Origin of the sequence: Lysinibacillus sphaericus (genome assembly GCF_015844675.1) — a bacterium.
Classification (GTDB): domain Bacteria; phylum Bacillota; class Bacilli; order Bacillales_A; family Planococcaceae; genus Lysinibacillus; species Lysinibacillus sphaericus_E.
Genome location: NZ_LDGC01000092.1, coordinates 234,713 through 260,801, shown reverse-complemented (window position 1 = coordinate 260,801; position 26,089 = coordinate 234,713). Strand labels below are relative to the sequence as shown.

Sequence of the window (26,089 nt, the reverse complement as noted above, 5' to 3'; positions counted from 1 at the left end):
CTTTCCTAGTGACTAATCTTGACGGCTAGAATCTTTTGTATGCAACATCTTCGGACGACGTTTCATCATCATAAGTGGCATACGAACCATAAAGTCTTTCCAATCACTTGCTCTATAAGGAACCGTCGGACTAACAAAAGGGATGCCAAAACTCTTCAACTTCACCAAATGGCTGCAAAGAAGTAAGAAAAACAGGATAACCCCATATAAACCAAATGAAGCAGCAAAAAACATTGCTACAAAACGAAGCATGCGCAATGAAATCCCCGCATTATATTGCGGAATAGCAAAGGAAGAGATAGCTGTTAACGCAACAACAATTACCATAATGGGGCTAACAATCCCTGCTTGTACAGCAGCTTCCCCAATAACAAGCCCTCCGACTATTCCCATTGTAGGACCAATAGGCTTAGGCAAACGAAGCCCAGCTTCTCGTAAAATTTCAATTGCTACTTCCATAATTAGTGCTTCAATTATTGCAGGAAACGGAACACCTTCCCTCGTTCCCATCATTGACAATGCTAGCTTAGTTGGAATTAAACCCTGATGAAACGAGACAAATGATATATAGATAGATGGTGCAAAAAGCGTAATAGCTGCCGCTAAATAACGTAATAGTCGAATGAGTGTGCTTGGCAACCATCGTTCATAATAGTCTTCTGGTGATTGCAATAACATACTAAATGTCACTGGCACGATTAACGCAAAAGGTGTTCCATCTAATAAAATTGCAACCCTTCCTTCCATTAAGGCAGCAAAAACACGGTCTGGGCGCTCCGTATTCTGAACTTGTGTAAAAGGGCTGAGATAATTGTCTTCGATTAGTTGCTCTACATAGCCCGATTCCGCAACATCATCTATATTCATTGTTTGAATTCTTTTCTCGACCTCTTTGACCAAGTTCGGATCTGCAATCTCTTTCATATAGGCGATAACCAATTCTTTTTTTGTACGTTTACCTACTTGGAAATTGATAATGGATAAATCACTATTTTCACCATGCTGTCTCAATATAGCCGTATTATCACTTAACGTTTCTGTAAAGCCTAACCTCGGACCTCGAACCAATGCTTCTGATACCGGTTCTTCAATATTGCGCGATTTTCCTTTGACTGTCCCGAGCATTAATACATTTGGCATTCCATCAATTATCAAGGCGGTCGACCCTGCTAATATTTTGCCTACAGATTGCTTTACATCATGCTCTTCTGTGAGGTTACTCACGGAAAGAACTTCATTTTTAATAAACGTCTGTAAAAAGTCCCCTTTTTCATATAAAGACTTCAGCTCATCTTTTTGTGAAAAATCACCCATAAGAGATGTCAAAATATGTTTATCAATCAGCTCTTTATCTGACAGCCCATCAAGAAAAATAATCGCCGCACGAATGTCTGTGTTCCCTATGTGAAACTCCCTAAAATGCACATCCCAGTTATGACCAATCTCTTTCTTCACAAGTTCAACATCTAAGTGGAAATCGCCCGTATAATAATCAAATGACTCCTGGGAAGCTATCTCTGTTTGGTGTTTGAGCTCATCTTTTGGTTTCGTTTGACCTTTTATTTTCTCCATGTCATCGTCATTCATCTCTTGTTTAGATACTATTCCATTAAATAATTTGAAAATAATATAAGGAATGAAAAATACAATAAAACCTTGCATAAATACTTTCCATTCTGGAATGTAGGCTAAGATCTTTTCCCACATATTCATCACCCTTTTAAGCTGATAATAAAGCGAATTACAGCTTCACGATTTATATAGTTCCATCATTATCTAAGCAACAGCATTTTAAACTTATTTCATTCAACATTCTTTGCAATATATGAATAAGTTTGTAATTATGTTGAGAATCCTTTTTGATTACAAAACAAAAAATCTTTTGCAACATTGTTGTGCAAAAGATTTCAGTTACATGGTGATCACTATTAATTTTTAACTACTAATAAAATACATTAAAATATTGTCCTATATATGATATGGTATATTATCTACAATGCTATTTTAGAAGGTGGAAAACATGCTAGAAGTAAGTGAAAGTAAGTTAGCACAATATATTATACATTTTATTGACGATACACTCGTGTTAGGTGAAGAATCATTAACACAACCAGAGGTCATGCTAGAGGCAGCTTTTACACAGCTAGCGTTTAGCAAAATTGATTTGGAGCAGCAATTTGAATTTTTTCATGAGACAAATATTGGGTTAAATGAGGTTTACACATATGTGAGAGCAATTTTTGAGCAGGAGAATAGTTTCCTTGAACAATCAATAAACATTGCTAAACACTTACATAGTGTATCTCAGCACCCTAACATTAAAAGTGGCGAATTGTTTATTGGATTATTTGACAATTGTTTTCTGTCTACAGAAGCTAAAAAAATAATCGCCATCGTTAAAATTGATGAAAAAGAAATGTTTTTAGATGTAAAAAACGACCAAAACAAAATGGTTATCAACGGTATTGATGGCATCAATGTAAAGAAAGTCAACAATATGGCCATTATCGTAGATATGGGGCCAGAACAGGCACCTGCTGTCTTTATGAAAACGAAAAGGAAAGAAGATATTATCTATTGGCAAGAACGTTTTTTAAAGATTAAAGCTGCAGATGAACATTATTATAAAACGAATTTAGCCTTAACAGAATGCAAAAAATATATCTTAAAAGAAGAAAGCTTTACAAATACTGAAAAGCTAGGTCTTTTAAATAAAACGCTTGATTATTTTAGAAATGAAGATGAATTTCAAGTAAATAATTATATTGAAACGGTGTTTGAAAATGCGGAGCCAACACAAAAAGACATTATCGTCAATTCGGTAAAACCTTATGAAACTGTTATTTCTGAAAGCGCACTTGAAAAGGCTGAAAAAAAATATAAACGTAAAATTAAACTCGACTCCAATATTGAAATCCAGGTAAACGTACAGGATATCGAGCAAGTAGAGGAACTAATTGAAGTAGGCTACGATGAATCGACAAATCGAAAGTTTTATAAGATTTATTTCCAGGAAGAACTATAAATAAGTTCTAAGAGACTTTCCTAGTTTAGGGGAAGTCTCTTTTTTAGCTCATCACAATAATGTGTGGTTGATTTCCGTTCCGACTGGGTTCTTTGTTGCTGCCGCTACGCTTACGCACAGATACAACCTTTGCTGCCGCTTTGCTTTCGCAACAGAAACCATTTGATGTTGGTTACGAAGGCGTTATCACAAGACGTGATGCCTTTAGCCTTCGTTCCTCTATCTCGCTGATCCCCAAGGAGTCACCCAGTCATAACGTAGATCAATAATAAACCATTCCTCTTAAATATCTAGCAAGCTGCAACTTTAGAACATCTTCGGGATTATTAAAGGACATGTTAAGTATTTCTTCTATTTTCTTTAGCCGTTGGTACAATGTATTAACATGAATATGTAGTTGTTTGGCGGTCTCGCCCGCTGAAGCATTTTGTTCTAAATATACTAACAAGGTTTCTTCTAGTTGATTTTTAGCATTTTCTAAAGGTTGAAATATTTCATTCACAAAACTGAGTAGTTCATCTTGTGTTTGATGAATAAACAGTCGATTCACACCGATTTCTTGATAGTGCATTATCCCCCAACGTTGTCGCGTTATTAAAAATGATAAAGCTTTATCCGCTTCATTGTAACTTTTCAAAATATTTTCAAGTCCTTGGTACATTGAACCGATGCCGATTTTCAGTAAAGTATTGTTTGTTTTCTGCCAATTGGTTTGCATTTGCTGTACAAGATTCAGTATCTCATTTCCTTGTCGCTTAAATTGGCACAACACCGTTATTTTGTTACCAAAGCCAAAAACGATGGGAGCATGTTGTTGAAAATACTTTTTAATCTCTCCAATCAAAAAATGTACTTGCATGTCCATTACTTGAATATCAGAGCTCGTTGATAATTGGATTACTATCACAGCATTATAGGAATTTAAATAGATGCCTAGTTCTTCTGCTTTCTTCGTAAGTAATACATGATCTTTACACATTAAAAAGTCATGGAAAAGATCATGGATTTTCTTATAAAAAGAATCCACAATGGTTTGTTTCCTTATCATTTCCAACGCAATAATTGAGCTTGCTTGTTCAATTATTAATTTGTCTAAGGGCAAAAGTTCACATTCATTAGTCCCAATTAGCAGTACACCCAGTATTTGACCAACTCCAATGATAGGTTGTACATAACCATCAACCATTTCTCCATCAATGTCAAAAGTGTAAAACGCAGGTGAATTCTCAGTTCTAATTATACGCATTATATCGGTATAAGAGATCCACTGCCTAGGGCTTGCAAAACTTGAATCATCCGTTAAATCGACAATAACAAGTCGATGTTTTATCATTCTCCGTATTTCATTTGCAATTACTTGCATGCCTGTGTTTTGAAGAGAGAGCTTCATTAAGGTTTGGTGTATTTGGTCGCGTTGAAGTAGCAATTCATTTTGTAGCTTTAAATTTTCAAATAGCTTTGAATTCATCAATGCTATGGATACTTGGTCGGAAAAGCTTTCTAAAAGTTGTTTATCTTCTATTGTTAATAGTGGGATTTTTCCATTTTGATAAATGATTAGCACACATAATATTTGTTCCTCTACAGAAATCGGCACAGAGATGACTGATTGCAAATTTTCAAACTTATAAGCATCTAATAGGTGGCGTAGATTTTTCTCTGACACTGATGAAGATGCCTTTAGGACGTCCATATAAGAAGTCAGAATCATAGATTGATTTTCTTTGAACGTTTTCCCTATAATCCCTTCCCCCACTTTCATTCTCATATTTTTAATTTCCTCACCAGGTCCCCCTGCCCACGCTTTTGGTATAAGTGCATCTTCTTCTTTTTCGTACATCCAAAGAACACCGAAATCTGCCGACGGAATAACCGACAGAGCGTTTTCTAGAATTTTTGTCAGTAACGTATTTATATCATTTAAAATAGAAATCTCCCGAATACTTTCCATCATTTTTTTTCTAATAAATTGCTCTTTTTTCAACATCGACTCCGAATAATATGCACGCAGCAATGTGTTTAAAGCGTGTTCTTCTGCTAATGAAAGGGAACAATTCGCTTTTAATCGAATAACAAATACGCATTTTTCCTGAAGGTAATAATATTTGTCTGTATAATCAGAAGTTCGCCACTCCTCTTCTACTTTTGTATAGACAGAAAGAGGTGGCAAATGTGCTTCAATCCCTTCAGAAACAACAAGAGTAAAATGATCATCATAGATGTTCTGCCATAGTTGGAAATGTGTAAGGTTACATGTTTCTATGAAAAACTGTTTTAATCTTTCCGTGTTTGTCATTGCGTTTCTCCTCTTTTTAATGTGTAAGTATCTATATTTATTAACCATATTATATAGAAACACACATTGTCTGAAAAGTCTAAATTTTTTATACTTTGCACTATAAACAATCTTAGATAGCACAGAGGAGGGGAAAATAGTGAAGGCAACAAGATCGCAAAATATGAAGTATGTCGTTATTGCCATGCTGTTTTTAGGTTGGTCACTAGGGAACTTCGATCGTTTTATCATAAACTTTGCTATTCTTGATATTTCAAAAGAGCTAAATCTCACTGATTCATTAACAGGAATAGTGTTAAGTAGTTTTTTTGCTGGATATGCTTTAATGCAAATTCCAGGAGGTTGGCTTGCGGATCGCTTCGGCTATAGAAAAGTACTTATCATTACCATTTTAGTATGGTCGATTTTCACAGTACTAACTGGAGTCGCATGGTCATTTATTTCTTTAATTACCATCCGATTTCTTTTCGGGATTGGTGAAGGGAGTTATTTTCCTGCTGCATCAAAAGGAATTGCCAATTGGTTTCCTAAGAACGAACGCAGTAAAGCTATGTCGATTATGTTAATATCAGGCTCAATAATGGGGGTTGTTGCCCCTATCGCAGGGACATTTCTGATGAAGCTAATGGGCTGGCGAGCTATTTTTTACATCGTAGGTGCCCTTGGTGGGCTCGTTGCACTGTGTTTCGTATTTTTCGTGAAAGAGCGGAAATTTTCAAATTCGGTACAACATGAACAAATTCCTCAAACAAAAACACCATTAAAAGATGTGTTGAGGACACCGATGATCTGGCAATTGTTTATCTCTTATTTTAGTATTTACGCTGTAAACTGGGGACTAATGTCTTGGATGCCTATGTATTTATCGAAAGTTAAAGGTTTAGAATTAACGGCGGTCGGAATCTATTCTGCGATTCCTGCTTTTGTGGGCATATTCGCTATGCTATGTAGTGGCTTTATTTTAGATAAAATGTCACAAGGAAAAGATAAGATTGTTGCTGGTATATTTGCACTCGTAGCAGGAGGCTTTCTTTTATTAATGGCAACCGCATCAAATATGATAATATTCACCATTTGTCAAAGCGTTGTAACAGTCATGCTGTCATTTAATATTATTTTAATTACAACCGTTCCTCTGAAAACTCTTCCAGAATCAATTATTGGAACAGCGAATGGCTTTATTAATACAGGCGCACAGTTTGCAGGCGTATTAACACCTATGTTAATTGGATTTTTAGTTGAGGCTTTCGGAGGGTCCTATAATGCAGCATTTACGATGCTTATTTGTTTTACTATTGTGTGTGCTGTGTCTTTATTTCTGATAAAACCGAACAAACAAACTGTTGCCATCCATTCACCTACAAATAAATTAATAGATTGAGGAGATGAATAAATGAACTTAACGGATAAAATTGCACATCTAATTGATGAAAAGAGTGCTCTATACAAACAAGTGAGTGATAAAATTTGGGAGTTTGCAGAGATAAGATTTGAAGAAATGAACTCCGCAAATTTATTATGTGAGACCTTAACGAATGAAGGATTCCACGTTGAGCGAGGGGTTGCAAACTTAGAGACTGGGTTCATCGGAACATTTGGTAGCGGGAAACCAGTGATTGCAATGCTTGGAGAGTTTGATGCGTTAGCTGGTTTAAGTCAACATGCTGGTAGTAGTGAGTATGAGCCGATCACACCAAGTGGTAATGGACATGGCTGTGGACATAACTTACTAGGTGTCGGCGCATTGGCAGGCGCGATTGCTGTGAAAGATTACTTACAAGAAAATAACCTATCTGGAACGGTGAAATATTTCGGATGTCCTGCAGAAGAAAGTGGCTATGGAAAAACATTCCTAGCAAGAGATGGTTATTTTAAGGATGTAGATATTGCACTCTCTTGGCATCCCGGAACTGTAAATATAGTCTTACATGCACGAGCAAATGCTGTTATTAACGCTACCTTTAAATTTAAAGGTCGTAGTTCCCACGCTGCGGCTTCACCACATCTCGGAAGAAGTGCACTAGATGCTGTAGAATTAATGAATGTTGGCGTTAACTATTTAAGAGAACACATCGTGGATGAAGCAAGAATTCATTATGCTATCACGAACACAGGTGGTATTGCACCAAATGTTGTACAAGCAGAAGCAGAAGTAACTTATCTTATTCGAGCGCCAAAGCCAAATCAAGTAAAAGATTTGTATAACCGCGTGCTTAATTGTGCAAAAGGTGCAGCAATGATGACGGAAACTACAGTAGAAGAGCAAATTATCGGCTCTTGTCATAACTTAATTCCAAATAAAACATTAGAGGAAGTCATGTATCAGCATATGCAAGATTTAAGCAAGGTTAAACTGACCGAGGAAGACATTCATTTTGCGCAGACAATATACGATACACTTTCAGAAGAAGAAAAACATGTAGCAGCTTTACAAGTAGGTAAAGAGGTTGCGCAGCAATTGGTTAAAAAACCAATCATAGATTTCATTGTACCGCTTCCAGAGGTGCCATTTTTCATGGGGGGCTCAACAGATGTTGCAGATGTCAGCTGGAATGTACCAACCGCACAATGTTCGACAGCTACGTGGGCATTCGGTACACCATTCCACACATGGCAGGTTGTCGCACAAGGAAAGTCAGCATATGCACATCAAGCGACACTTCTTGCAGGTAAAGCGATTGCTTGCACAGCAATTTCTGCATTAGAAAATCCGACGTTAATCGAAAAAGCAAAAGCAGAGTTGAAACAACGTCTCGACGGGGAAACATATGAAGCATTGATTCCAAAGGACTTAGTACCTCCTAAACTTACAGAAGCAATTCCTGTAAAAGTGTACATATAAGAAGTATTTTGTAAGACTTTCTATACGAGAAAGTCTTACTTTTTCGTTTAAGCATAGAAAAAATAGTGCGCGTAGGAAATGATAATGATTACTTTACTTATGACTTTAAGTAGCTCAATAGCTATTTTGACCGCCTTATATCCACGATATTGCATATACATCATTTTGTTAATATGTTGCAATTTTATTGAATAATTAAATCAACATGGAGGATTCTTCAATATGTCCTATATAAACGATTTACAAAATTATATAGATAGTGCTTCAATCGGAATTATGCTTGAACTTTTTTTGGTGACGACGGGTATTTCAACTATTATTTATTTAGTAACTAAAAACCAATATATTTCATACTTATCGTCTGCACCAATATATTATTTTCTTTCATTTAACCATTACCACAGTTCGCACTTCATTCTGCTTGTCGTAGCAATGACAGTTCAAGCCTCTGTTATTTTATTTATCCAAAAGAAAAACCTACTAAAGGTAATTGCCACGAAAGATAATGCTCAAGACATTACTTAAGATGGTTTAAAAAGGACTTGTTTTGATTTGCCACAAGTCCTTTTACTCACCTTATACTCTTCCACATTTTAATGCTCTGGCCCAATCAGATCTATTTTGAGCTTCACTTTGCTTAATAACGTCCATAGTATCATAAGGGATGATTACCTGCTCAATAATCCATTCACCATTCCGTTTTTCTACAACTGTATAATTCGCAAATGGTGTGCCTGATTCAATCTTATAATAGAACGGTTCAACTTCTTCATAAGCAGGCAAACCGACACTGCCTGGATTTATAATGATTTTGTTATTAGGTAAATAAACAATCGTCGGTAAGTGGGAGTGACCACAAAAAATAATATGTTGAGGTATTTCTTTTACTAAATTCATTATTTCTTCGGTTTGCTTTAATGTAACACTATTTGGCGTAATTTCATTCAACATATACAGCTCATCATTTTCAGGTGAAGCATGACAGAAGTAAAAGTCGTCTGTCTGAATTGAAAATGGAAGGCTAGTTAACCAGCATTTATGTTCTTCAGTAAGATTGTCTAGTACATATTGAACGGTTGGATTTTCCGATGAAGATTGCAATAATATCCGATCACAATTCCCACTTATACTTTTCATATCTATACGCTTTATCATTTCAAATGTCTCTAGCGGGAATAACGGTCCATAAAGAGTGTCACCTAAATTATAAACGCTATCGATATTTCTATATTTTATATCTTCTAACACTGCTTTTAATGCATCTTTATTTCCGTGAACATCTGATAGTACAGCTATTTTCACAATATCCTCACCTTCATTTATTTCATTTTACATTTCCGGAGCATCCATACCGAAATTTGCCCATTCCTCTTTAGCCGGACCATAAATACCGGGGACAGTTAACCCCGCCTGTCGCATAAGAACCGTCATTTGTCCACGATGGTGATTCTGATGTTGAATCAAGAACATTAAAAGTATACCAATTTGCATGTCTTGACCGAAAAATTGGATGTGCTCGTGAAGGGTTTGATCAGTCCAATTTGTTTTTACCGCTTGCACAAACGCATTATTAGCTTGAGAATAGCTATTTGCAATAAATTGTGCTGAAGTAGGAACAGGATAATCTTTAGTTGGAGCATCAAATGTTAAACTTGTATTCGAAGTAATAATGCGAATTGCAGTGACTGTATGCCAAGCAATACGTCCTAAAGTCCAATTTTCAGACGTTATTTCCTGCTTAAGTGATTCATCAGTTAGATTATTCAATAACTTCTGTGTACAATCAGCTTCAAACTCCCAAGACTTAAAAAAACCATTTAATGTCTGATACATAATAATCCCCCTCTTTCTTGCGTTAATAATCTCCTTAAAAATGACGCCAACATAGAAATGCTCCCTCGTAAAGGAACTGATTATTTTTACAGATTAGTAGAGTTTGTCAATATAATCATTTAATTGTTTTTGATTCATCGATCCCTTTATCTTATCCTTTAATATACCTTTAGAATCAAAAATAAAAGTTGTTGGATATGCCACTACTCCAAATGATTTTTGAAGTTTACCGTCTAAATCAAGAAATATAGGGAAATTCAAATTGTATGACTCTTGAAATTCCATAGCATTTTCACTATTATCGATAGAAGTTGCATTAATCGCTAACAGCTCAACATTTTCAGATTTATTGTTATAAAAATCCCTAAATTCAGAAGCCTCTTCTTGGCAAGGTCCACACCAAGATGCCCAAAAGTTAACGATTAAGACCTTTCCCTTGTATTCTTTAAACGTTGTTGTCGATTCATCTAATCGTGTTAACTTTGCATCAAAAGCAAGCTGTTTTGTTCCATCTTCATTTTCTACTAATGGGTTAACTGTTGTTTCTTTTAGGAATACATCTTTCAAAACAATTCCAACAAGTAATACGATTAACAAAGCTGAGAAATATAAACCTAAACGCTTTTTAAATTGCATAAATGATCACCTAAATTACCCTTAATATTATTTTTCTTCAAGCATACCTAGATTGAAATTTGATAAGATACGATTAACTTTTCTTTGGCTTTTTGACCAGCTAATCCTGTTTTAAATAATTCAGTAGATTTTTGATGATCTACTATTTTTGTAAATTGTTTTAATAAGTTTTCTAATAAAACATCCGGCATCTCGCCTGCGCTTTGACCTGTGTCTTGTCCCTTTGGTAATTTGATTTCTTTAATCATTACTCTTTCACCATTTAAATTTGTGACATAATGACGAATATAACCATCTTCTTTTTTAATTTCATATTTCGCTTTACTCTGTTTATTTTTATCTAAAAATAAATTTGGAGATAGTCCATTTAGTTCATCTTTTTTTATTGTATTTATGTAATTATTATTTGTAGATGGGATCATCATTCTATTGACCTCCTTCATTAATTTTTTAGAGGATACCCCTTTTATTCGAGCATTTATATTACTTACTTTTCCATTATATAAATATTTTACCACATTAATCAAATCCTTAAATTCACTCTACTCTATAACCGCAACGAGACCTTTAAAGACCTTTGACACCTCATTATGTCATAGGATGAAAAAATTCCCACGCTATTATTGACTTCATTTTTTTCTGGTGGTACATTTACTAAACTAAATTTAAATATTTTCTAAGGGGTTGAAATTGATGAAAATAACTATACATTAAAGGCAAGCATAAGGAAGCTTATCGCTACGAACATTTTTATGATGAAAACCTTGTTATTGGCTTGTAGGGGATGCAATGACAGCGGAAGTCATGTACAGAAAACGAACGGATATTAAGACCTCTAATCTAGTTTTAAGTGCGGATGGTGGACTAATTGACCAACGCCTGCGCACGCTATCACATATTTAAAAGGAAATGGGTTATTAATACCCAAGAGGACATAAAAATGGACCAACAAATTTTACATGATGATAAAAAGCTACAAAAAGCTTTTTTTAATTTTCTAATACCTGTAATGCTAGCAAATGTGCTGCAATCTTTAGGGCAAGTCTTTGGCATGTTTATAGTTGGGCGTAATTTAGGAGTTGATGCGCTAGCGGCGATTTCAGCATTTTTCCCATTCTTCTTCTTTTTAATGGCATTTGCTATTGGGATTGGCTCTGGTAGCTCGATTTTAGTAGGGCAAACATATGGGGCAGGCAATCATGAGAAGATGAAAGAAGTTGTTGGGGTAACACTAGCCTTCACGACGATTATATCAATTGTCGTCGCAATTTTTGGTGGCTTTTTCATTGAATGGATTTTACGTTTTATGCAAACACCTGCAAACATTTTAGATATGAGTATTAGCTATGCTCAAATTTTATTTTTCACCCTACCGATTATGTTTTGGTATATGGTGTACACTACCTTTATGCGTGGTGTAGGTGACTCTAAAACACCTTTTCTATTTTTAGTTATAAGCGTTATTTTAAATATTGCATTCCTACCACCATTAGTTTTTGGCTGGCTTGGTCTGCCTGAATTTGGCTTAAACGGCGCTGCTTATGCCTCTGTTTTATCCAATCTAGTAACGATGTTATTATTATTTGCCTACTTGCATAGAACAAAGCATATTTTGCGCTTAGATAAATCGATATTACAGCATTTTAAATTAAAGAAGGATATTTTAGCTTCATTATTAAAGTTAGCCATTCCAGCAAGCATTAGTATGGTTGCGATCTCTGTAGCAGAAATTGCTGTAATAGGTTTCGTTAATGTTTACGGCTCCGATGCTACTGCCGCATACGGTGTTGTCAATCAAGTCGCTAGCTATGCACAAGTGCCAGCGATGAGTATCGCGATTACGACATCTGTATTTGTGGCGCAAGCTTTAGGGGCAAACTCTACGGATATGATAAAAAAAATTCGCCATTTAAGTGTGCTTGTAAACTATATTTTAGGCGGCGCGATTATTTTAATTATGTATTTATTTGCAGAGCCTATTTTATCTTTCTTTATTGATAAACATGATACGGTACTAATCGCAAAGAATTATTTATATATCGCATTTTGGAGCTATTTAATTTTTGGCCATACACAAACGGTTTCGGCTACAATGCGAGCTACAGGTGTTGTTTTATGGCCTACAATTTTCCTAGTTATCGCGATTTGGGTAGTCGAGGTGCCATTAGCGTTTGTTTTATCGCACTACACTACATTCGAGTTAAATGGTGTTTGGTTAGCTTACCCTGCTGCCTTCTGTGTGCATTTTGTATTACAATACGCATACTTCAAGCTAGGCTGGCAAAAACGAACATTAAAAGCAATGCTAAGCGATTAATCATTAAAATTGCTGTAGACAAAGCCACACATTACTTTGTCTACAGCAATTTTTATAAGTATTTCAAGCTTCCACAGGAGGAATGATTCCCCAAACTAATAAGAGAAAGAGTACTAAACCAATTAAAAAGAATATAACTGACGTAATAAATATCGAACCTAATTGATAAGTGAATTTTTCCCTTTTCTGAATTGTGCCTGTTTGCCCACTAACTTGAGATGCAAATAACCTAGTCATAGCACCACCACTACTTGAAAAGTAAAAACTGCTCCCAGCAAAAGCTATACCAGTGAAAAACATTATCTCAATAAACCTTACGGAGAAAAATGAAGCAATAAAATACGTAATTAAAACTTCTACAATAAATGTCACTATCATAATAATTAAATTTTTACTACGCATATAAACTCTCCTTCCTAAATTTTATACACCCTATTACTTTGTATACGATCAAACAGGAATTGAGTTCCATTTTTAGTTAAATTTTATTGCTATTTTTTCGCATTTAATTTGTAATTTTTTTTACTGGGAAAGAAATTAATTTAATGTTATATGATGTTCTTGAAATGAGTTGAATTTTGAGATGGTATTAAAACAGGGAGTACCAACCGACTTTTTCATTCCATCCCTTCCTTTATGCATAATAAAAAGGCATCCTATTGAAAGGATGCCTTTTTTTATGGTTACATCATTAAAATTAAAGTTTTACGATGTTTGTAGCTTGAGGTCCACGTTGACCTTCTTCTACTGAAAACTCAACTTTTTGACCTTCTTCAAGAGTTTTGAAGCCGTCACCTTGGATAGCTGAGAAGTGAGCGAATACGTCATTTCCACCTTCTACTTCGATGAAACCGAAACCTTTTTCTGAGTTAAACCATTTTACTGTACCTTGTGTCATTTGAATGACCTCCATTAATTGTATTAATTAAAATCATATTACCAAAAGAAAATCCACATATTACAAAAAGCATCAAATAAAACACGATTACTCTTTGTAATATGTGAATTTATTGTTCTCTTGAAAACGATTTTATTATTTATACTATATAAAAAAAAATCATATTTGTCTAGTGCAAAAGCTAAATTTTTTTAAAATCTTTTCACAAAATAACTAAAATCAGTTCAACTAACGAGGTACAGTAACAATTTTAGATCAAAAAACCTCGTTAATTGAACATTGAAATAGCCACTCAATACCTTTGAAGATGTTCAGCGCAAGCGTTGAATCACTTAGATTAATGAATGCTGAATCCTCTTTGTCCTGCGTTAATATCTCTATCATAATGTGTGTTACAAGAATATGTTACAATGTCTTTTGTTTTAGTTATCATTTGAAATGAGGTTTAACAAATGAGTTATATTAAGCTAACGCATGTCGAAAAAGCATATAATGCCCAACCACCTGTATTAAAAGATATTAATATAACGATTGAAAAAGGTGAATTCTTTGTATTAGTAGGTCCGTCTGGTTCAGGTAAAAGTACCCTTCTGCGCCTTATTGCTGGCTTAGATAAAATGACGAGTGGCACCATACAAATAAATGGGGACACATTAGATATGGCTTCCCCTCAAGAACGAAATTTATCAATGGTTTTCCAAAATTACGCACTGTACCCACATCTAACAGTGGAACAAAATATTTTATTTGGTTTAAAAAGAAAGGGTGTTCATAAACAAGAGCAGCAGAAACGTTTGCAAGAAAGTGTTGAATTGCTAAAGCTGACAGATTATTTACATCGAAAACCAAAAGCTTTATCCGGAGGTCAACGTCAGCGTGTTGCTCTTGCACGTGCTATCGTAAGCCAATCTCCGCTGTGCCTGATGGATGAGCCTTTATCCAATTTAGATGCACAATTACGAACACAAATGCGGACAGAAATCAAACAACTACAAAAAAAATTGGGCTTAACAACTATTTATGTAACCCACGATCAAACAGAAGCGATGACCATGGGGGATCGAATAATGGTTTTACATAATGGATGTATTCAGCAAATTGGAACACCTCTAGAATTGTATAATCAACCAAAGAATTTATTTGTCGCAAGCTTTATAGGCTCTCCAGCTATAAACATGGCAAGTGCAGTTCTAGAAGATTCTACGCTCATTATTGAAAATCAATTTAAAATGAAACTTCCAACCGATGTTTATGCACGTTTACCTCAACATACACCATTATCAGTCTGCGTTCGACCAGAGCATCTCCAAAAAGGAGACGTTTTGCATCTTCCTATAGTAAATATTGAACAGCTAGGACATGAAACGCATATCATTGTCCGAATGGCAGATCAAACATGGACGATTAAATGGAGTGGCCAACATAACTTTAGAATCGGAGAAACACTTTCTCTTCAGCCTCAACACCTACTATTTTTTGATGCTGAAACAGAAATATTATTATAATTTCCCCGATTCATGTAAAAAAACTTGCCTTTTCGGCAAGTTTTTTTCACACCATGTATTATTAAAGTGTTTCATATATAACTTGTCCCATTTGACTGACGTCATAATCTCCTAATGCGACTACTTCCGCTTGGAAATCTGGTGAATTTAAAATCTCTTTTATCGTTTCAATCAGCAGTTGGTTTTCTGGAGTTTTTAATAGAACAATATCATAACGTTCTCTAACAAGTGGTATAAAGTCAACATCTATGAGTTTTGATATTTTTTCAATTCCTATTCCAATGTCTGCATGCCCATTTGCGACAGCAGAAGATACATCTATATGGCTCATTTCTTCTTCGTTATATCCTTTAATTGAGGATGGAGATATGTGATGAATGCGTAATTGCTCATCCAGGAAAGTACGAGCTCCTGAACCTTTTTCACGATTCATCAATTTTAGTGATTTAGTCTTAAAATCATCCATTGATTGAATTTGCAATGGATTTCCTTTTTTTACATAGAAACCTGCTCGGCGTGAAACCAGATTGATAAGAATATAAGAGTGACTTACAAAAATCTTTTTCAAATAAGGTGTATTATAATCCCCTGTATCACCATCGTACAAATGTAAACTCGCAATATCACTTTCCCTATTATACAGCGCCATGACACCATTAAAGCTACCTTCATGTGAGCGCAATACTTTATTGGATTGTTTTTTCTCTATATATTTTCCTAATAAGTCTAAGGCTAAATCTTGACCGCTAATAATAATTTTTTTATTGTTTGTCAAAAGGGTAGTCGAGGCGGTAGATGCAGTAGGGGGTGCTCCTGTCTTGCTCTTTTGGATATATAATTGTAGATCGGTTCTATCCACACGCATTTGTCGGCCTACACGAAAAATAGGTAAATCTCCCTTTTTCACTAAATCATAGATCGTTAATTTTGAAACCTTTAATAATTGAGCAACCTCTTCAATCGTATAGGAATGTTCTTGTGACATGTAAAAAATCTTCCCTTCTGCTTCTATTGATTACAATAGTAACGTAATTATAATATATTTTTAACATCACCAAAACGTGTGGTTGATTTCCGTTCCGGCTGGGCGCTTTGTTGTTCACGAAGGCGTTATCACAGGACGTGATGCTTTTAGCCTTCGTTCCTCTAACGCTAATCCCCAAGGAGTTGCCTGACCGGAACGAAGTTCAACTTATTTACATAGTAGACGTTTTAACAAAAGTCATCCACAACTTTTGGTGATAAACCATACTTTTTAACATCTTGAAAATTTCTACCTACTTGGTATTTCTTTTTTAGACACAACTAATTATAATTAGCTATGTCTTGTTATAACGAGTTATAAAAGGAGTATAATCAAAGTGAAAAAGTATTTTAATTTAATAGCTTCATTGCTACTTCTGGTCGGCATTTTAGTAGGTTGTGGTAGTCAAGGGAGCAACAATAAAACAAAAGAGCCTGTTGAATTAACGATTTCTGCGGCAGCTAGTTTACAAGAATCATTAGAAGAGCTTCAAAAAGCCTATGAAAATGAACACGATACTATTAAAATCACATTTAACTTTGGTGGCTCTGGTGCTTTACAACAACAAATTTTAGAGGATGCTCCTGTTGATCTTTTCTTTTCAGCAGCAAAAGATAAGTTTGATGAGCTTGTTCAAGAAGATTTAATCGATAAAAAACAAGGAACAGATCTTTTAGCGAACGAATTAGTATTAATCGTTCCTAAGAAAAATGAAAAACAGATTCAATCATTTGAAGACTTAACGAAAGCTGATAAGATTGCCATTGGTACACCTGAAACGGTTCCTGCTGGCAAGTACGGTATAAAAACATTGAAAAACATGAACCTTTTAGAACATGTAGAATCAAAAGCAGTGTATACAAAAGACGTACGACAAGTTCTTACATATACAGAAACTGAAAATGTCGATGCAGGTCTAGTTTATAAAACAGATGCTCTCGTATCAGAAAAAGTCGATGTCGTTGCTACAGCCAAAGAAGATACACATACACCTATTATTTATCCTGTAGGTGTTATCAAAGATAGTAAGCATGCAAAAGAAGCGAAAGATTTTTATCACTATTTACAAAGTGATGAAGCGATGAAAGTATTTAAAAAATATGGGTTTCAAGGGGCTCATTAATAGATGAGTACTGATTTCTGGTCACCTCTAAAACTTTCTATCGAAATAGCTCTTGTGTCGGGAATAATTGTCATAGTAGCAGGTACTCTATTTGGTAAATGGATGGCAAAACGCAATTTCAAAGGAAAATTATTTCTAGAAACTGTGTTACTTTTACCATTAGTATTGCCTCCTACTGTAGTAGGTTTTCTTCTAATTATTATTTTTGGCAAAAACAGCGTCCTAGGTAACTTGATTACATGGCTTTTTAACCAACCTGTTATGTTCACATGGTGGGCAGCTGTCATAGCCTCTACGGTTGTTGCATTCCCTTTAATGTATCAATCTGCAAAAACCGGCTTTGAATCTGTTGACGAGGACATTGAGAACGCTGCACGTGTTGATGGTGCTAATGAATGGCAAATCTTTTTCTTTATTTCTATCCCTCTTGCATTAAAGTCAATTGTCTCAGGTGGAATTTTAAGTTTCACACGAGCTTTAGGTGAATTCGGTGCAACTTTAATGTTTGCTGGAAACCTCCCTGGCAAAACGCAAACGACGCCACTTGCTATTTACATGGCAATTGGTTCGGGTAACATGTCACTCGCTTGGTCATGGGTGATTTGTATGATAGGTATTTCCTTCCTTATGCTTCTGTGCGTTCATCTCATAAAGGCATAAAGTAAAACTTTAACCAATAGAGTATCTTCTCCTACTGACGAGCTTTTTCTGGATCAATATAAAAAAGATGTAGTCGGTTCACTAAACTGGACCAACTACATCTTTTCTTTTTACCCTCCACTAATTGGTGGAATAAAGGCGATTGTATCCCCTTTTTTTACAACCGTTGCATCTGTTGCGAATTCCTCATTTACCGCTGTCATAACATGTTGTAAAGAAACTTGTGGATATTGTATTTCCATCCATTCTTTAATTTGTCCAATTGTTCTATCTGACAGGTCTACACATAATTTTGATTCGCCTATACTTTCTTGTAAGTGAGCAAATAATAATATGTTAATCACAAGATTCCTCCTCACTGATGGATGGATTCCCTTTTGGATAAGGAACATTTTCTAATTGATCCCCAATCCATTCGGTCCCATCTTCCCAATACTCTTTTTTCCAAATAGGCACAATTTGTTTAATACGATCAATAGCATATTCATTTGCTTCATAAGCTATTTTACGATGTGGTGATGAAACCGCAATGACTACGGCAATATCCGAAATTTCTAAATGGCCCACACGATGTGTAATGGCTATTTTCGCTTCTGTCCATCGCTCTTGTATTTCTTTAGATATTTGTTCAAACATTTTAATAGCCATAGCTGGATAAGCTTGATATTCCAAATGTAGTGTTTTCTTTCCTTTTGTCATTTCACGTACTGTTCCGATGAAAACAGTGATTGCACCAGCATTTCGATCTATTACTTTTTGTCTAACTTCTTCAACATCAATTGGTTTATCAATAATTTCAAACAACGATGTAGTCATGATTTTCTCCTCATTTCCTGCATAAGAACTTCCATATATTTTGCTTCTTCTTGAATTGAATAAGCTGGATAATCTAACGGTTTATTTAGTGGATATGTAGGCCAATAAAGAACACAGATGATATTGCTCACTTTTTGTAGCAAAGATTCATCTTCCGCCTGGCGCAAAAGAACAACCTTCGGATAGTCTTCATTTTTATAGCCTTCAATTAAAATCATATCCATATTAAATGTTTCATAAATAGCTAGTATATCAGCAAGCTGCCAGTTACTTTGGTGAATACTCATGCGCAAAGTACCTTCTCCTTCAACTGCTGCGACACTTGCACCAGCCTTCTCATGACGAACACTATCTTTTGAACTTTCGATCATCGGGATACCACCATGTCCATGGTGCTTGATTGTTCCTACACGAAAACCTTCTGTGGCGGCTTGTGTAATGAGCTGTTCCATTAACGTCGTCTTGCCACTATTTTGATAGCCTACGATTTGTAAGATTTTTCGATGTTGTCCCATGGCCACTCACTTCCCTGCAAATCTTCTAACATTAAGACAACTACTTGCATTCCTTTTTCGTATCCACGTGATCCACCTGGTAATACAATAAAAGCATTAGCTTCCGCTAAAGAAGAAACAGCACTAGATTTATCAAAACCAGAAGGAACTGCAACTAATTGACCGTTTTCGTACGAAGCATTAGCACGTACAAAACGAGTAAACGGATTCGGTTTTTTAAAGTCCTCACCTAAAACAGCCTGCTCTCTACGTAGATGTGGTTGTTTATTACCGAATGCTGTTCGAATAATAGGTCGTGTAAATAGTTCAAACCCAACATAGCAAGCTGATGGATTACCTGAAAGCCCAAATAATAATTGACCATTTCGAGCCGCAACAGTGGTTACACTACCTGGTCGCATCGCCACTTTATTAAACAGTACTTGTGCGTCAATGGCTTCATAAATGGCAGGTAAGTAATCGTAATCACCTACTGATACTCCGCCTGTTGTAATCAATATATCTACTTCCTGAAGCGCTTTCTCTACAGCTTGAATACATAAATTTAAGTCATCGCTAAATTTACCAAAATATTTGACGGTTGCCCCAGCACGTTCAATTTGAGCCATTATCATATAGGCATTACTATTACGAATTTTTCCTGGCTGTAAAGCATCACTTGGTTCTAGTAATTCACTTCCGGTTGCAATAACGCCTACAATTGGTTTTCGAAAAACAGGTACTTGATCATAGCCAAAAGTAGCAAGTAATGCGACAACGCCTGGGTTGATGTATTGTCCTTTTTCAATAAGAATTGCGCCTTTTTGAACGTCCTCACCCTTATAGGAAATATTTGTTCCTGCTTTATAAGAGCGTTTAATTGACATATAACGTTGATCGTCTTCTTCAAAGCTTTGCGTTAATTCTAGCATAACGACTACATCACATCCGTGTGGGATAGGAGCTCCTGTCATAATGCGCACGGCTTCTCGATCACCTACTTCTCCCTCAAATACATAACCCGCGCCAATTTCCCCCACTACTTTAAAGGCTAATGGATTTTCGGAACAGGCTTCTTGACTATCGACTGAGCGAATAGCATAACCATCATAAGGTGAGCGATCAAATGCTGGTACATCTTGGTCTGCAGCAATATTTTCTGCTAAAAAACGTCCATGTGCTTGTTGTAGTGAAACGTCCTCTACTTTTCCTTGGAATGCAAACTGCATGACCCGTTGAACAGCTTCCGCAACAGCAATTGGTTTTCTTTTTTCTAACATTTTAGAACACTCCTTTATCCGAATAAACGATAATAAATGGTTTTAGCTTTTTGTATATCTTTTACACCGTGAATAACAACTCGTCCATCTTGGAAAATCACTAGTCGATAATCTTCTGTTTGGCAAGATAATAAATAGGGATTTTGTTGAATATCACCATAAGGACGAAGTTGGTTAGCGAGCTGATCCAAATTATAGTGAATCGGTTGAGGTGGACGTATTTGAATAGCATCCCGACCACATAATACATTTAATTTTGTTTGATTTTCATATGACAAATACGGATAAGTCGGATTTTTTCCACAAGATGGGCAATCAGATTTGCGAATTTTTTCAACGTTTATTTCATAGTGTTGATTTTGCCAAACATCAAAAGTTAAATAACTTTTACGTAATGCCTCTTCATTGCCAACTAAAAACTTTAATACTTCAGCTACTTGATACGCTGCTACGATTTGAACAGTTGGGCTTATAATTCCTACTGTATCGCATGTCATCCCTGTATTAGGTATCGCTGCTAACAAACAATGTAAACAAGGTGTTTTACCTGGCACAATCGTATAAGTAGCGCCATAACTACCAATACAAGAACCATAAACCCAAGGAATTTGATATTTTTGTGCAAGATCGTTCATCAGAAAGCGAATATCAAAGTTATCCGTTGCATCCACCATCATATCTACATCTTCAAGCAGTGGAATTAATTGCTCTGTATACGCATCAACTATATATTCGTTGATTTCTACCTCAGAGTTAATGCTTTGTAGTCTTTTTTTTGCAGCGATTACTTTAGGGACTTTTTCTTGCGCATCTTGTTCAGTATATAGTTGTTGTCTTTGTAGATTACTCCACTCTACATAATCACGATCAATAATCGTCAATTTTCCGATGCCTGCCCTTACTAGAGCCTCTGCACTAGCACTACCTAAAGCACCAACTCCTATCATTAGGACATGCTTTTGTTTTAGTAATAGCTGTCCTTGTTCTCCGATTGGACTGAATAATTGTTGTCTAGAATATCTATTATGCATAAACGTTTTTGCCTTTCTTTCTATGAATTTTAGTTTGACCTTTTCATTTATAGCTTTATAATAAAAGCAATGTTTTTCAGCAAAAACAATATCAACTCTTTAAAAGGAGGTCTTATATCTTGCATCCTACACATAGTCAACTTCCTATACAAGCTGCCATTTTAACAGTAAGTGACACACGCACGAAGGCGGATGATCATGGTGGTCAGCGTATTCAATCATTGCTTCAAGAAGCTTCATTTGAATTAGTAGACTATCAAATATCAAAAGATGAACCACTTAAAATCTCAAACCATGTTCAAAAATGGTGCGCTGATTCTACCATTAATACCATTATCGTAACAGGAGGAACAGGGTTTACACCTAGAGACCAAACTTATGACACGATTCTCCCTCTTTTTGAAAAAGAAATGATGGGATTTGGTGAGTTATTTCGAATACTAAGCTATGAAGAAATCGGCCCAAAAGCTATGTTTAGTCGTGCAACAGCAGGTAGTCGCAATAAAACGGCTATCTATGTACTACCAGGTTCCACGAATGCCGTGACACTTGCTATGACAAAACTAATTCTTCCTACTGTGCAACATTTTGTCGGTGAGTTGAATCGCATATGAAAATAGCTGGTGTTGTCTTAGCTGGTGGTCAATCTTCTCGGTATGGTCAACCGAAAATGTTTGAATTATTTGCTGGCCTGCCTTTATACAAGCAAGGTCTCATAGCCTTACAAAAAAATCAACTACATCCTTTAATTATTGCTACAAATGCTAGCTTGCAATCAAAGTTTGTAGAAGAGGATGTCCAATGGAGCATTGAAAAACAACCTCATCAAGGACCTCTATTTGCCTTGCATCATATCATGACAAACTTCCCAGAAGTAGAGTGGTTTTTCATAATAGCAAGTGATATGCCTTTTATTCATGCAGAATTTGTCCAAACTATGCTAACATTTATCGATGATCGTTATGAGGCAATTGTTCCTAAACAAGCTTCAAGATTACAACCTCTTGCTGCTTTATATCGACGCAGTGCTTTAACAAAAGCACACCAATTAGTCCAACAAAACAAGCGAAGTATGAAAGTCTTGTTAGAGCAACTTCAAGTGTGTTATGTTCCCTTTGAAGACGACAGCTCAACATTTATCAATATCAATTCACAACAAGATTGGCTACAAACATTTGAAAGGAAATCTAATAATGAGTAATTTTACACACTGGAACGAAGAAGGTCGTCCTAAAATGGTCGACATTTCAGAAAAAACAAGCACAAACCGTACAGCGATCGCTCGCAGTACAATCACGTTATCTGATGAGGTCTATGAAGCCATCCAACAAGGAGACATTAAAAAAGGCGACCCAACGCAAGTGGCACAAATTGCTGGGATTATAGGTGCTAAAAAAACGGCTGATATTATCCCAATGTGCCATCCGATTATGTTACAAGGAACCGACCTTCAATTTGACTATACAAAAGCAGAGGTTGGTTACGAACTACACATTCAAGCTACAGTGAAATGTAGTGGTAAAACAGGTGTCGAAATGGAAGCACTAACTGCTGTATCCATTGCTGCACTGACTTTTTATGATATGTGTAAAGCAGTCGACAAGTCTATGGTCATTAAAGAAACTTACCTTGTTCAAAAAACAGGCGGAAAAAGTGGCGACTTTGTGCATAAATAAACATCAAATCAATTTCGCCTTGGCGTAATTGCGTCCGGATTTTGAATTGTGCTAGCACAATTCATTCCTTTGACAATCCGTGACATCCGCCGGAGGCTTTATCTTCATTCAGCAGGTGTCTTTTGTACCGAAAGCGTAGCGACAGGTACTTGTATACCCACTGAAAAGAAACCTCATACGCATCCACATCACACTTCTAGGGTAGTAGTTTTCTGCTGAATGAAGATAAAAATCCGGCATTATTGTGCCGTTTTTTTCTGCTCTTTAACTATAAGTCACTAATACTAACAAGCTAGTACCCACTAATACCACTCTATTTCGCCTAACCACCGATATGTGACATTTCAATTTTTGAGCTTTTCCGTTTTTCCATTGTCTGTTCATTTCGTTCATCGGAATAGCGATCCTTTCTATTTTCCCAAACGTTCGAAATGCATTGGATAATAGTTTCATCATCTTCTCCAGACCTTAACAATTCTCGTAAACTCGTTCCCTCTGTTGCAAATAAACACGTATATAATGTTCCTTCTGCCGAAATACGGGCACGCGAACAAGTTGAGCAGAAAGAATCTGTTACAGATGATATCACGCCAATTTCACCCTTGGCATCTTCATATTGATAACGAGTAGCTACTTCCCCTTTATAATTAGGGTCGACAGGATGCAGTGGTGAAAATTGATGGACTTGGTTAACGATTTCTTTCTTCGACAGAACGTCATCTAGCCGCCAACCATTTGAATTACCGACATCCATATATTCAATAAAGCGAAGAATATGCTGTTTCTCTTTAAAATATTCTGCCATCGCAACGATATCTTGGTCATTTTTTCCTTTTTGAACGACCATATTGATCTTAACTTGTAAACCTGCTTCTGCCGCTTTTTCGATACCTTCTAATACCGCTTTTACTTTTCCTCGATGGCCGTTCATCTCGAAAAAACGTTCCTCATTTAGAGAATCTAAGCTAATAGCTACTCGCGATAAACCTGCTCTCGCCAATTCATTTGCATATTTTTTCAACAATGTGCCATTGGTCGTTAAAGCAATATCCTCTACTCCATCTATGCGATGTATACGTTCAATTAATTTCGGCAGATCACGACGTAGTAAAGGCTCACCACCAGTAATGCGTACTTTTTTCACACCTAATGAAACGAAAATCTTTACTAATCGTTCGATTTCTTCAAAACTCAATATTTTATCGGACGGTAAAAAAGCATAATCAGGACCGAATACTTCTGCAGGCATGCAATATTGACAACGAAAATTACAACGGTCTGTTACTGATATCCTTAAATCTCTTAATGGTCTTTGTAGTTGGTCTCGTAGATTAGTAATTTTAATCTCTTCCTTTCATTTTGTTAAAGTTGCTCATTTGGAGGTAAATGAATACGTTCCTTATGTGTATAAATATTAAGTGTATTTTGGCGAATAAAGCCTACCGTCGTAATACCAAGTTGCTCTGCCAATTGCAATGCCAATTCCGTAGGAGCAGATTTGGACAAAACAATTTCACAGCCAATTTTCGATACTTTAAGTAAAATTTCTGATGAAATCCTTCCGCTAAATACGATAATTTTGTCCTGAATGCTAATGTTGTTTTTTAGGCAATAACCATAAATTTTATCTAAGGCATTATGGCGCCCAATATCCATTCGGCTTAATAAAACGCCATTCGTATCACATAGTGCTGCATTATGAACGCCACCAGTTTGTTTGAATATTTCAGCTAAATCTTGCATATCGCGCATTAAACGAAAACAATCATCTGTTGTAATACGTACATGAATACCTTCCATTTTTTTAGCTACTAATGCATCATTAGCAAAAACAAAACCTTGGCGACTCATGCCACAACAAGAAGTAATGTAACGTTTATTTTGAATTTGTTGAAAGTAAGGATTCACACGCTTTGTTTTAACATGTACAAATCCTTCTTTTTCTTGATGCCAAATATCTTCAATATCTTCGTACCCACGAATAATTCGTTCAGAAGCCAAATAGCCAATAACCATATCTTCTACATACTCTGGTGTGCAAACCATCGTCACAAATTCTTGCTCATTAATCTTCACAGTGACAGCATATTCTGTGACAACCGTATCTTCTATTTCTTTGATTTGATTGCCTTCAACACGTATTATTTCTCTTGCTACTGCTCGTTCCATATGGCATCCCCTTTATTCACTAATATTATTTTCAAAAACGAATACAGAAATAGCAAAATCTTCTTCAATTTTGATATCTGAAAATAAATGGAGTAACTTAGTGCCCATCAATTCTTCCATGCCTTCTGGAGGTGATTTAGTATACAAATCTTGAATCATCCTAGTACGTGCAGCATGAACCATCTTTAACCCTTCAGGTGTACTCGCAATAAATTTTTCTGTCGGTGTGATATTACCATATAAAGTTGAGACTGCCATGTTCTCGATGAAAACAGTATGAATACGCTCTGGTCCTTTTCCAAATATATCTTTGCGTAATTTTCGAATAATGTCGTTGAATTCATGCACTTTTTTTGACATTTTAACGATTCTCCCAACGTAATTAATCTTTTTTTCCTATGTTCACGGGGGTCACCCTTATAGTTTGTTAATAATATAGCAACTTAAATAAAAATTAAAGAGAA

28 protein-coding genes are annotated in these 26,089 nt (G+C 35.8%); 11 read left to right on the top strand and 17 right to left on the bottom strand.

Annotated features, from left to right (window positions below; translation table 11 throughout):
• Positions 1-12: 12 nt before the first annotated feature.
• On the bottom strand, positions 13-1,572 hold the full coding sequence (locus ABE34_RS23365) for a spore germination protein (protein ID WP_241747256.1): 1,560 nt from the start codon (positions 1,570-1,572) through the stop codon (positions 13-15).
• 448 nt (positions 1,573-2,020) lie between these two features.
• On the opposite strand from ABE34_RS23365, the gene ABE34_RS23360 reads away from it, so the two are divergent.
• Positions 2,021-3,025, top strand: a complete 1,005-nt coding sequence (locus ABE34_RS23360) for a nucleoid-associated protein (RefSeq protein WP_197144806.1) — start codon at positions 2,021-2,023, stop codon at positions 3,023-3,025.
• A 262-nt stretch (positions 3,026-3,287) separates the two neighbouring features.
• Here ABE34_RS23360 and ABE34_RS23355 read toward each other — a convergent pair whose 3' ends face one another.
• Positions 3,288-5,321, bottom strand: a complete 2,034-nt coding sequence (locus tag ABE34_RS23355) for a helix-turn-helix domain-containing protein (RefSeq protein ID WP_197144805.1) — start codon at positions 5,319-5,321, stop codon at positions 3,288-3,290.
• A 139-nt stretch (positions 5,322-5,460) separates the two neighbouring features.
• Here ABE34_RS23355 and ABE34_RS23350 point away from each other — a divergent pair, with 139 nt between their 5' ends.
• The 3 genes from ABE34_RS23350 (at position 5,461) to ABE34_RS23340 (ending at position 8,688) form a co-directional block, all read left to right on the top strand.
• Positions 5,461-6,702 (top strand): MFS transporter, encoded by a 1,242-nt coding sequence (locus ABE34_RS23350; protein WP_346655604.1) that lies wholly within the window; start codon positions 5,461-5,463, stop codon positions 6,700-6,702.
• A gap of 12 nt (positions 6,703-6,714) precedes the next feature.
• The gene (locus ABE34_RS23345) at positions 6,715-8,163 is read left to right on the top strand and encodes a M20 family metallopeptidase (RefSeq protein ID WP_197144804.1); all 1,449 of its coding nucleotides are present in this window, start codon (positions 6,715-6,717) and stop codon (positions 8,161-8,163) included.
• A gap of 222 nt (positions 8,164-8,385) precedes the next feature.
• Complete coding sequence (locus ABE34_RS23340; protein ID WP_197144803.1) at positions 8,386-8,688, top strand: hypothetical protein; 303 nt, start codon at positions 8,386-8,388, stop codon at positions 8,686-8,688.
• A 51-nt stretch (positions 8,689-8,739) separates the two neighbouring features.
• Here the strand turns inward: ABE34_RS23340 and ABE34_RS23335 are convergent, their stop codons facing one another.
• From ABE34_RS23335 to ABE34_RS23320, 4 genes are all read right to left on the bottom strand, one after another.
• Positions 8,740-9,465, bottom strand: a complete 726-nt coding sequence (locus ABE34_RS23335; RefSeq protein WP_197144802.1) for a metallophosphoesterase family protein — start codon at positions 9,463-9,465, stop codon at positions 8,740-8,742.
• A 27-nt stretch (positions 9,466-9,492) separates the two neighbouring features.
• Positions 9,493-9,996, bottom strand: a complete 504-nt coding sequence (locus ABE34_RS23330) for a DinB family protein (protein WP_197144801.1) — start codon at positions 9,994-9,996, stop codon at positions 9,493-9,495.
• Positions 9,997-10,089: 93 nt separating this feature from the next.
• Positions 10,090-10,632: a TlpA family protein disulfide reductase gene (locus ABE34_RS23325; RefSeq protein ID WP_197144800.1), complete on the bottom strand. Its 543-nt coding sequence runs from the start codon at positions 10,630-10,632 to the stop codon at positions 10,090-10,092.
• Positions 10,633-10,679: 47 nt separating this feature from the next.
• Positions 10,680-11,057: a hypothetical protein gene (locus ABE34_RS23320; protein WP_197144799.1), complete on the bottom strand. Its 378-nt coding sequence runs from the start codon at positions 11,055-11,057 to the stop codon at positions 10,680-10,682.
• Positions 11,058-11,572: 515 nt separating this feature from the next.
• On the opposite strand from ABE34_RS23320, the gene ABE34_RS23315 reads away from it, so the two are divergent.
• Complete coding sequence (locus tag ABE34_RS23315) at positions 11,573-12,949, top strand: MATE family efflux transporter (protein WP_197144798.1); 1,377 nt, start codon at positions 11,573-11,575, stop codon at positions 12,947-12,949.
• Between the two features lie 63 nt (positions 12,950-13,012).
• On the opposite strand, the gene ABE34_RS23310 is transcribed toward ABE34_RS23315, so the two are convergent.
• Together ABE34_RS23310 and ABE34_RS23305 are read right to left on the bottom strand one after the other, a co-directional pair.
• Complete coding sequence (locus tag ABE34_RS23310) at positions 13,013-13,351, bottom strand: hypothetical protein (protein ID WP_197144797.1); 339 nt, start codon at positions 13,349-13,351, stop codon at positions 13,013-13,015.
• Between the two features lie 295 nt (positions 13,352-13,646).
• Positions 13,647-13,847, bottom strand: a complete 201-nt coding sequence (locus ABE34_RS23305; RefSeq protein ID WP_053484870.1) for a cold-shock protein — start codon at positions 13,845-13,847, stop codon at positions 13,647-13,649.
• Between the two features lie 452 nt (positions 13,848-14,299).
• Between ABE34_RS23305 and ABE34_RS23300 the strand changes: the two genes are divergently transcribed.
• On the top strand, positions 14,300-15,352 hold the full coding sequence (locus tag ABE34_RS23300; RefSeq protein ID WP_197144796.1) for an ABC transporter ATP-binding protein: 1,053 nt from the start codon (positions 14,300-14,302) through the stop codon (positions 15,350-15,352).
• 61 nt (positions 15,353-15,413) lie between these two features.
• On the opposite strand, the gene ABE34_RS23295 is transcribed toward ABE34_RS23300, so the two are convergent.
• Positions 15,414-16,337 carry a helix-turn-helix transcriptional regulator gene (locus ABE34_RS23295; RefSeq protein WP_197144795.1) on the bottom strand — a complete coding sequence of 308 codons (924 nt, stop codon included), beginning with the start codon at positions 16,335-16,337 and terminating at the stop codon, positions 15,414-15,416.
• A gap of 376 nt (positions 16,338-16,713) precedes the next feature.
• On the opposite strand from ABE34_RS23295, the gene modA reads away from it, so the two are divergent.
• Complete coding sequence (gene modA / locus ABE34_RS23290; RefSeq protein WP_197144794.1) at positions 16,714-17,499, top strand: molybdate ABC transporter substrate-binding protein; 786 nt, start codon at positions 16,714-16,716, stop codon at positions 17,497-17,499.
• A 3-nt stretch (positions 17,500-17,502) separates the two neighbouring features.
• Positions 17,503-18,159, top strand: coding sequence for a molybdate ABC transporter permease subunit (gene modB / locus ABE34_RS23285; protein ID WP_197144793.1), 657 nt, complete (start codon positions 17,503-17,505; stop codon positions 18,157-18,159).
• Between the two features lie 110 nt (positions 18,160-18,269).
• Here the strand turns inward: modB and moaD are convergent, their stop codons facing one another.
• Genes moaD through ABE34_RS23260 form a run of 5 tightly spaced genes read right to left on the bottom strand, consistent with a single transcriptional unit; the run spans position 18,270 to position 21,780 of the window.
• On the bottom strand, positions 18,270-18,503 hold the full coding sequence (gene moaD, locus ABE34_RS23280) for a molybdopterin converting factor subunit 1 (RefSeq protein ID WP_197144792.1): 234 nt from the start codon (positions 18,501-18,503) through the stop codon (positions 18,270-18,272).
• A complete protein-coding gene (locus tag ABE34_RS23275; RefSeq protein ID WP_197144791.1) occupies positions 18,496-18,975 on the bottom strand; it encodes a molybdenum cofactor biosynthesis protein MoaE in 480 nt (159 codons plus the stop codon). The genes moaD and ABE34_RS23275 overlap by 8 nt, the downstream gene beginning before the upstream one ends.
• Positions 18,972-19,496: a molybdopterin-guanine dinucleotide biosynthesis protein B gene (gene mobB / locus ABE34_RS23270; RefSeq protein WP_197144790.1), complete on the bottom strand. Its 525-nt coding sequence runs from the start codon at positions 19,494-19,496 to the stop codon at positions 18,972-18,974. Before mobB ends, ABE34_RS23275 begins: the two co-directional genes overlap by 4 nt.
• The gene (locus tag ABE34_RS23265; protein ID WP_197144789.1) at positions 19,457-20,749 is read right to left on the bottom strand and encodes a molybdopterin molybdotransferase MoeA; all 1,293 of its coding nucleotides are present in this window, start codon (positions 20,747-20,749) and stop codon (positions 19,457-19,459) included. Before ABE34_RS23265 ends, mobB begins: the two co-directional genes overlap by 40 nt.
• 14 nt (positions 20,750-20,763) lie before the next feature.
• A complete protein-coding gene (locus ABE34_RS23260) occupies positions 20,764-21,780 on the bottom strand; it encodes a thiazole biosynthesis adenylyltransferase ThiF (protein ID WP_197144788.1) in 1,017 nt (338 codons plus the stop codon).
• A 119-nt stretch (positions 21,781-21,899) separates the two neighbouring features.
• Between ABE34_RS23260 and ABE34_RS23255 the strand changes: the two genes are divergently transcribed.
• Genes ABE34_RS23255 through moaC form a run of 3 tightly spaced genes read left to right on the top strand, consistent with a single transcriptional unit; the run spans position 21,900 to position 23,456 of the window.
• Entirely contained in the window at positions 21,900-22,394 is a 495-nt protein-coding gene (locus ABE34_RS23255; protein WP_197144787.1) for a MogA/MoaB family molybdenum cofactor biosynthesis protein, read from the top strand.
• Positions 22,391-22,981 (top strand): molybdenum cofactor guanylyltransferase, encoded by a 591-nt coding sequence (gene mobA, locus ABE34_RS23250; protein WP_197144786.1) that lies wholly within the window; start codon positions 22,391-22,393, stop codon positions 22,979-22,981. Before ABE34_RS23255 ends, mobA begins: the two co-directional genes overlap by 4 nt.
• Entirely contained in the window at positions 22,974-23,456 is a 483-nt protein-coding gene (gene moaC, locus ABE34_RS23245; RefSeq protein WP_197144785.1) for a cyclic pyranopterin monophosphate synthase MoaC, read from the top strand. The genes mobA and moaC overlap by 8 nt, the downstream gene beginning before the upstream one ends.
• 322 nt (positions 23,457-23,778) lie before the next feature.
• Here moaC and moaA read toward each other — a convergent pair whose 3' ends face one another.
• Genes moaA through ABE34_RS23230 form a run of 3 tightly spaced genes read right to left on the bottom strand, consistent with a single transcriptional unit; the run spans position 23,779 to position 25,985 of the window.
• On the bottom strand, positions 23,779-24,795 hold the full coding sequence (gene moaA / locus ABE34_RS23240; RefSeq protein WP_197144868.1) for a GTP 3',8-cyclase MoaA: 1,017 nt from the start codon (positions 24,793-24,795) through the stop codon (positions 23,779-23,781).
• Between the two features lie 23 nt (positions 24,796-24,818).
• Positions 24,819-25,625, bottom strand: a complete 807-nt coding sequence (gene fdhD, locus ABE34_RS23235) for a formate dehydrogenase accessory sulfurtransferase FdhD (protein ID WP_197144784.1) — start codon at positions 25,623-25,625, stop codon at positions 24,819-24,821.
• A gap of 12 nt (positions 25,626-25,637) precedes the next feature.
• The gene (locus ABE34_RS23230) at positions 25,638-25,985 is read right to left on the bottom strand and encodes a DUF2294 domain-containing protein (RefSeq protein WP_079563076.1); all 348 of its coding nucleotides are present in this window, start codon (positions 25,983-25,985) and stop codon (positions 25,638-25,640) included.
• Positions 25,986-26,089 lie beyond the last annotated feature (104 nt).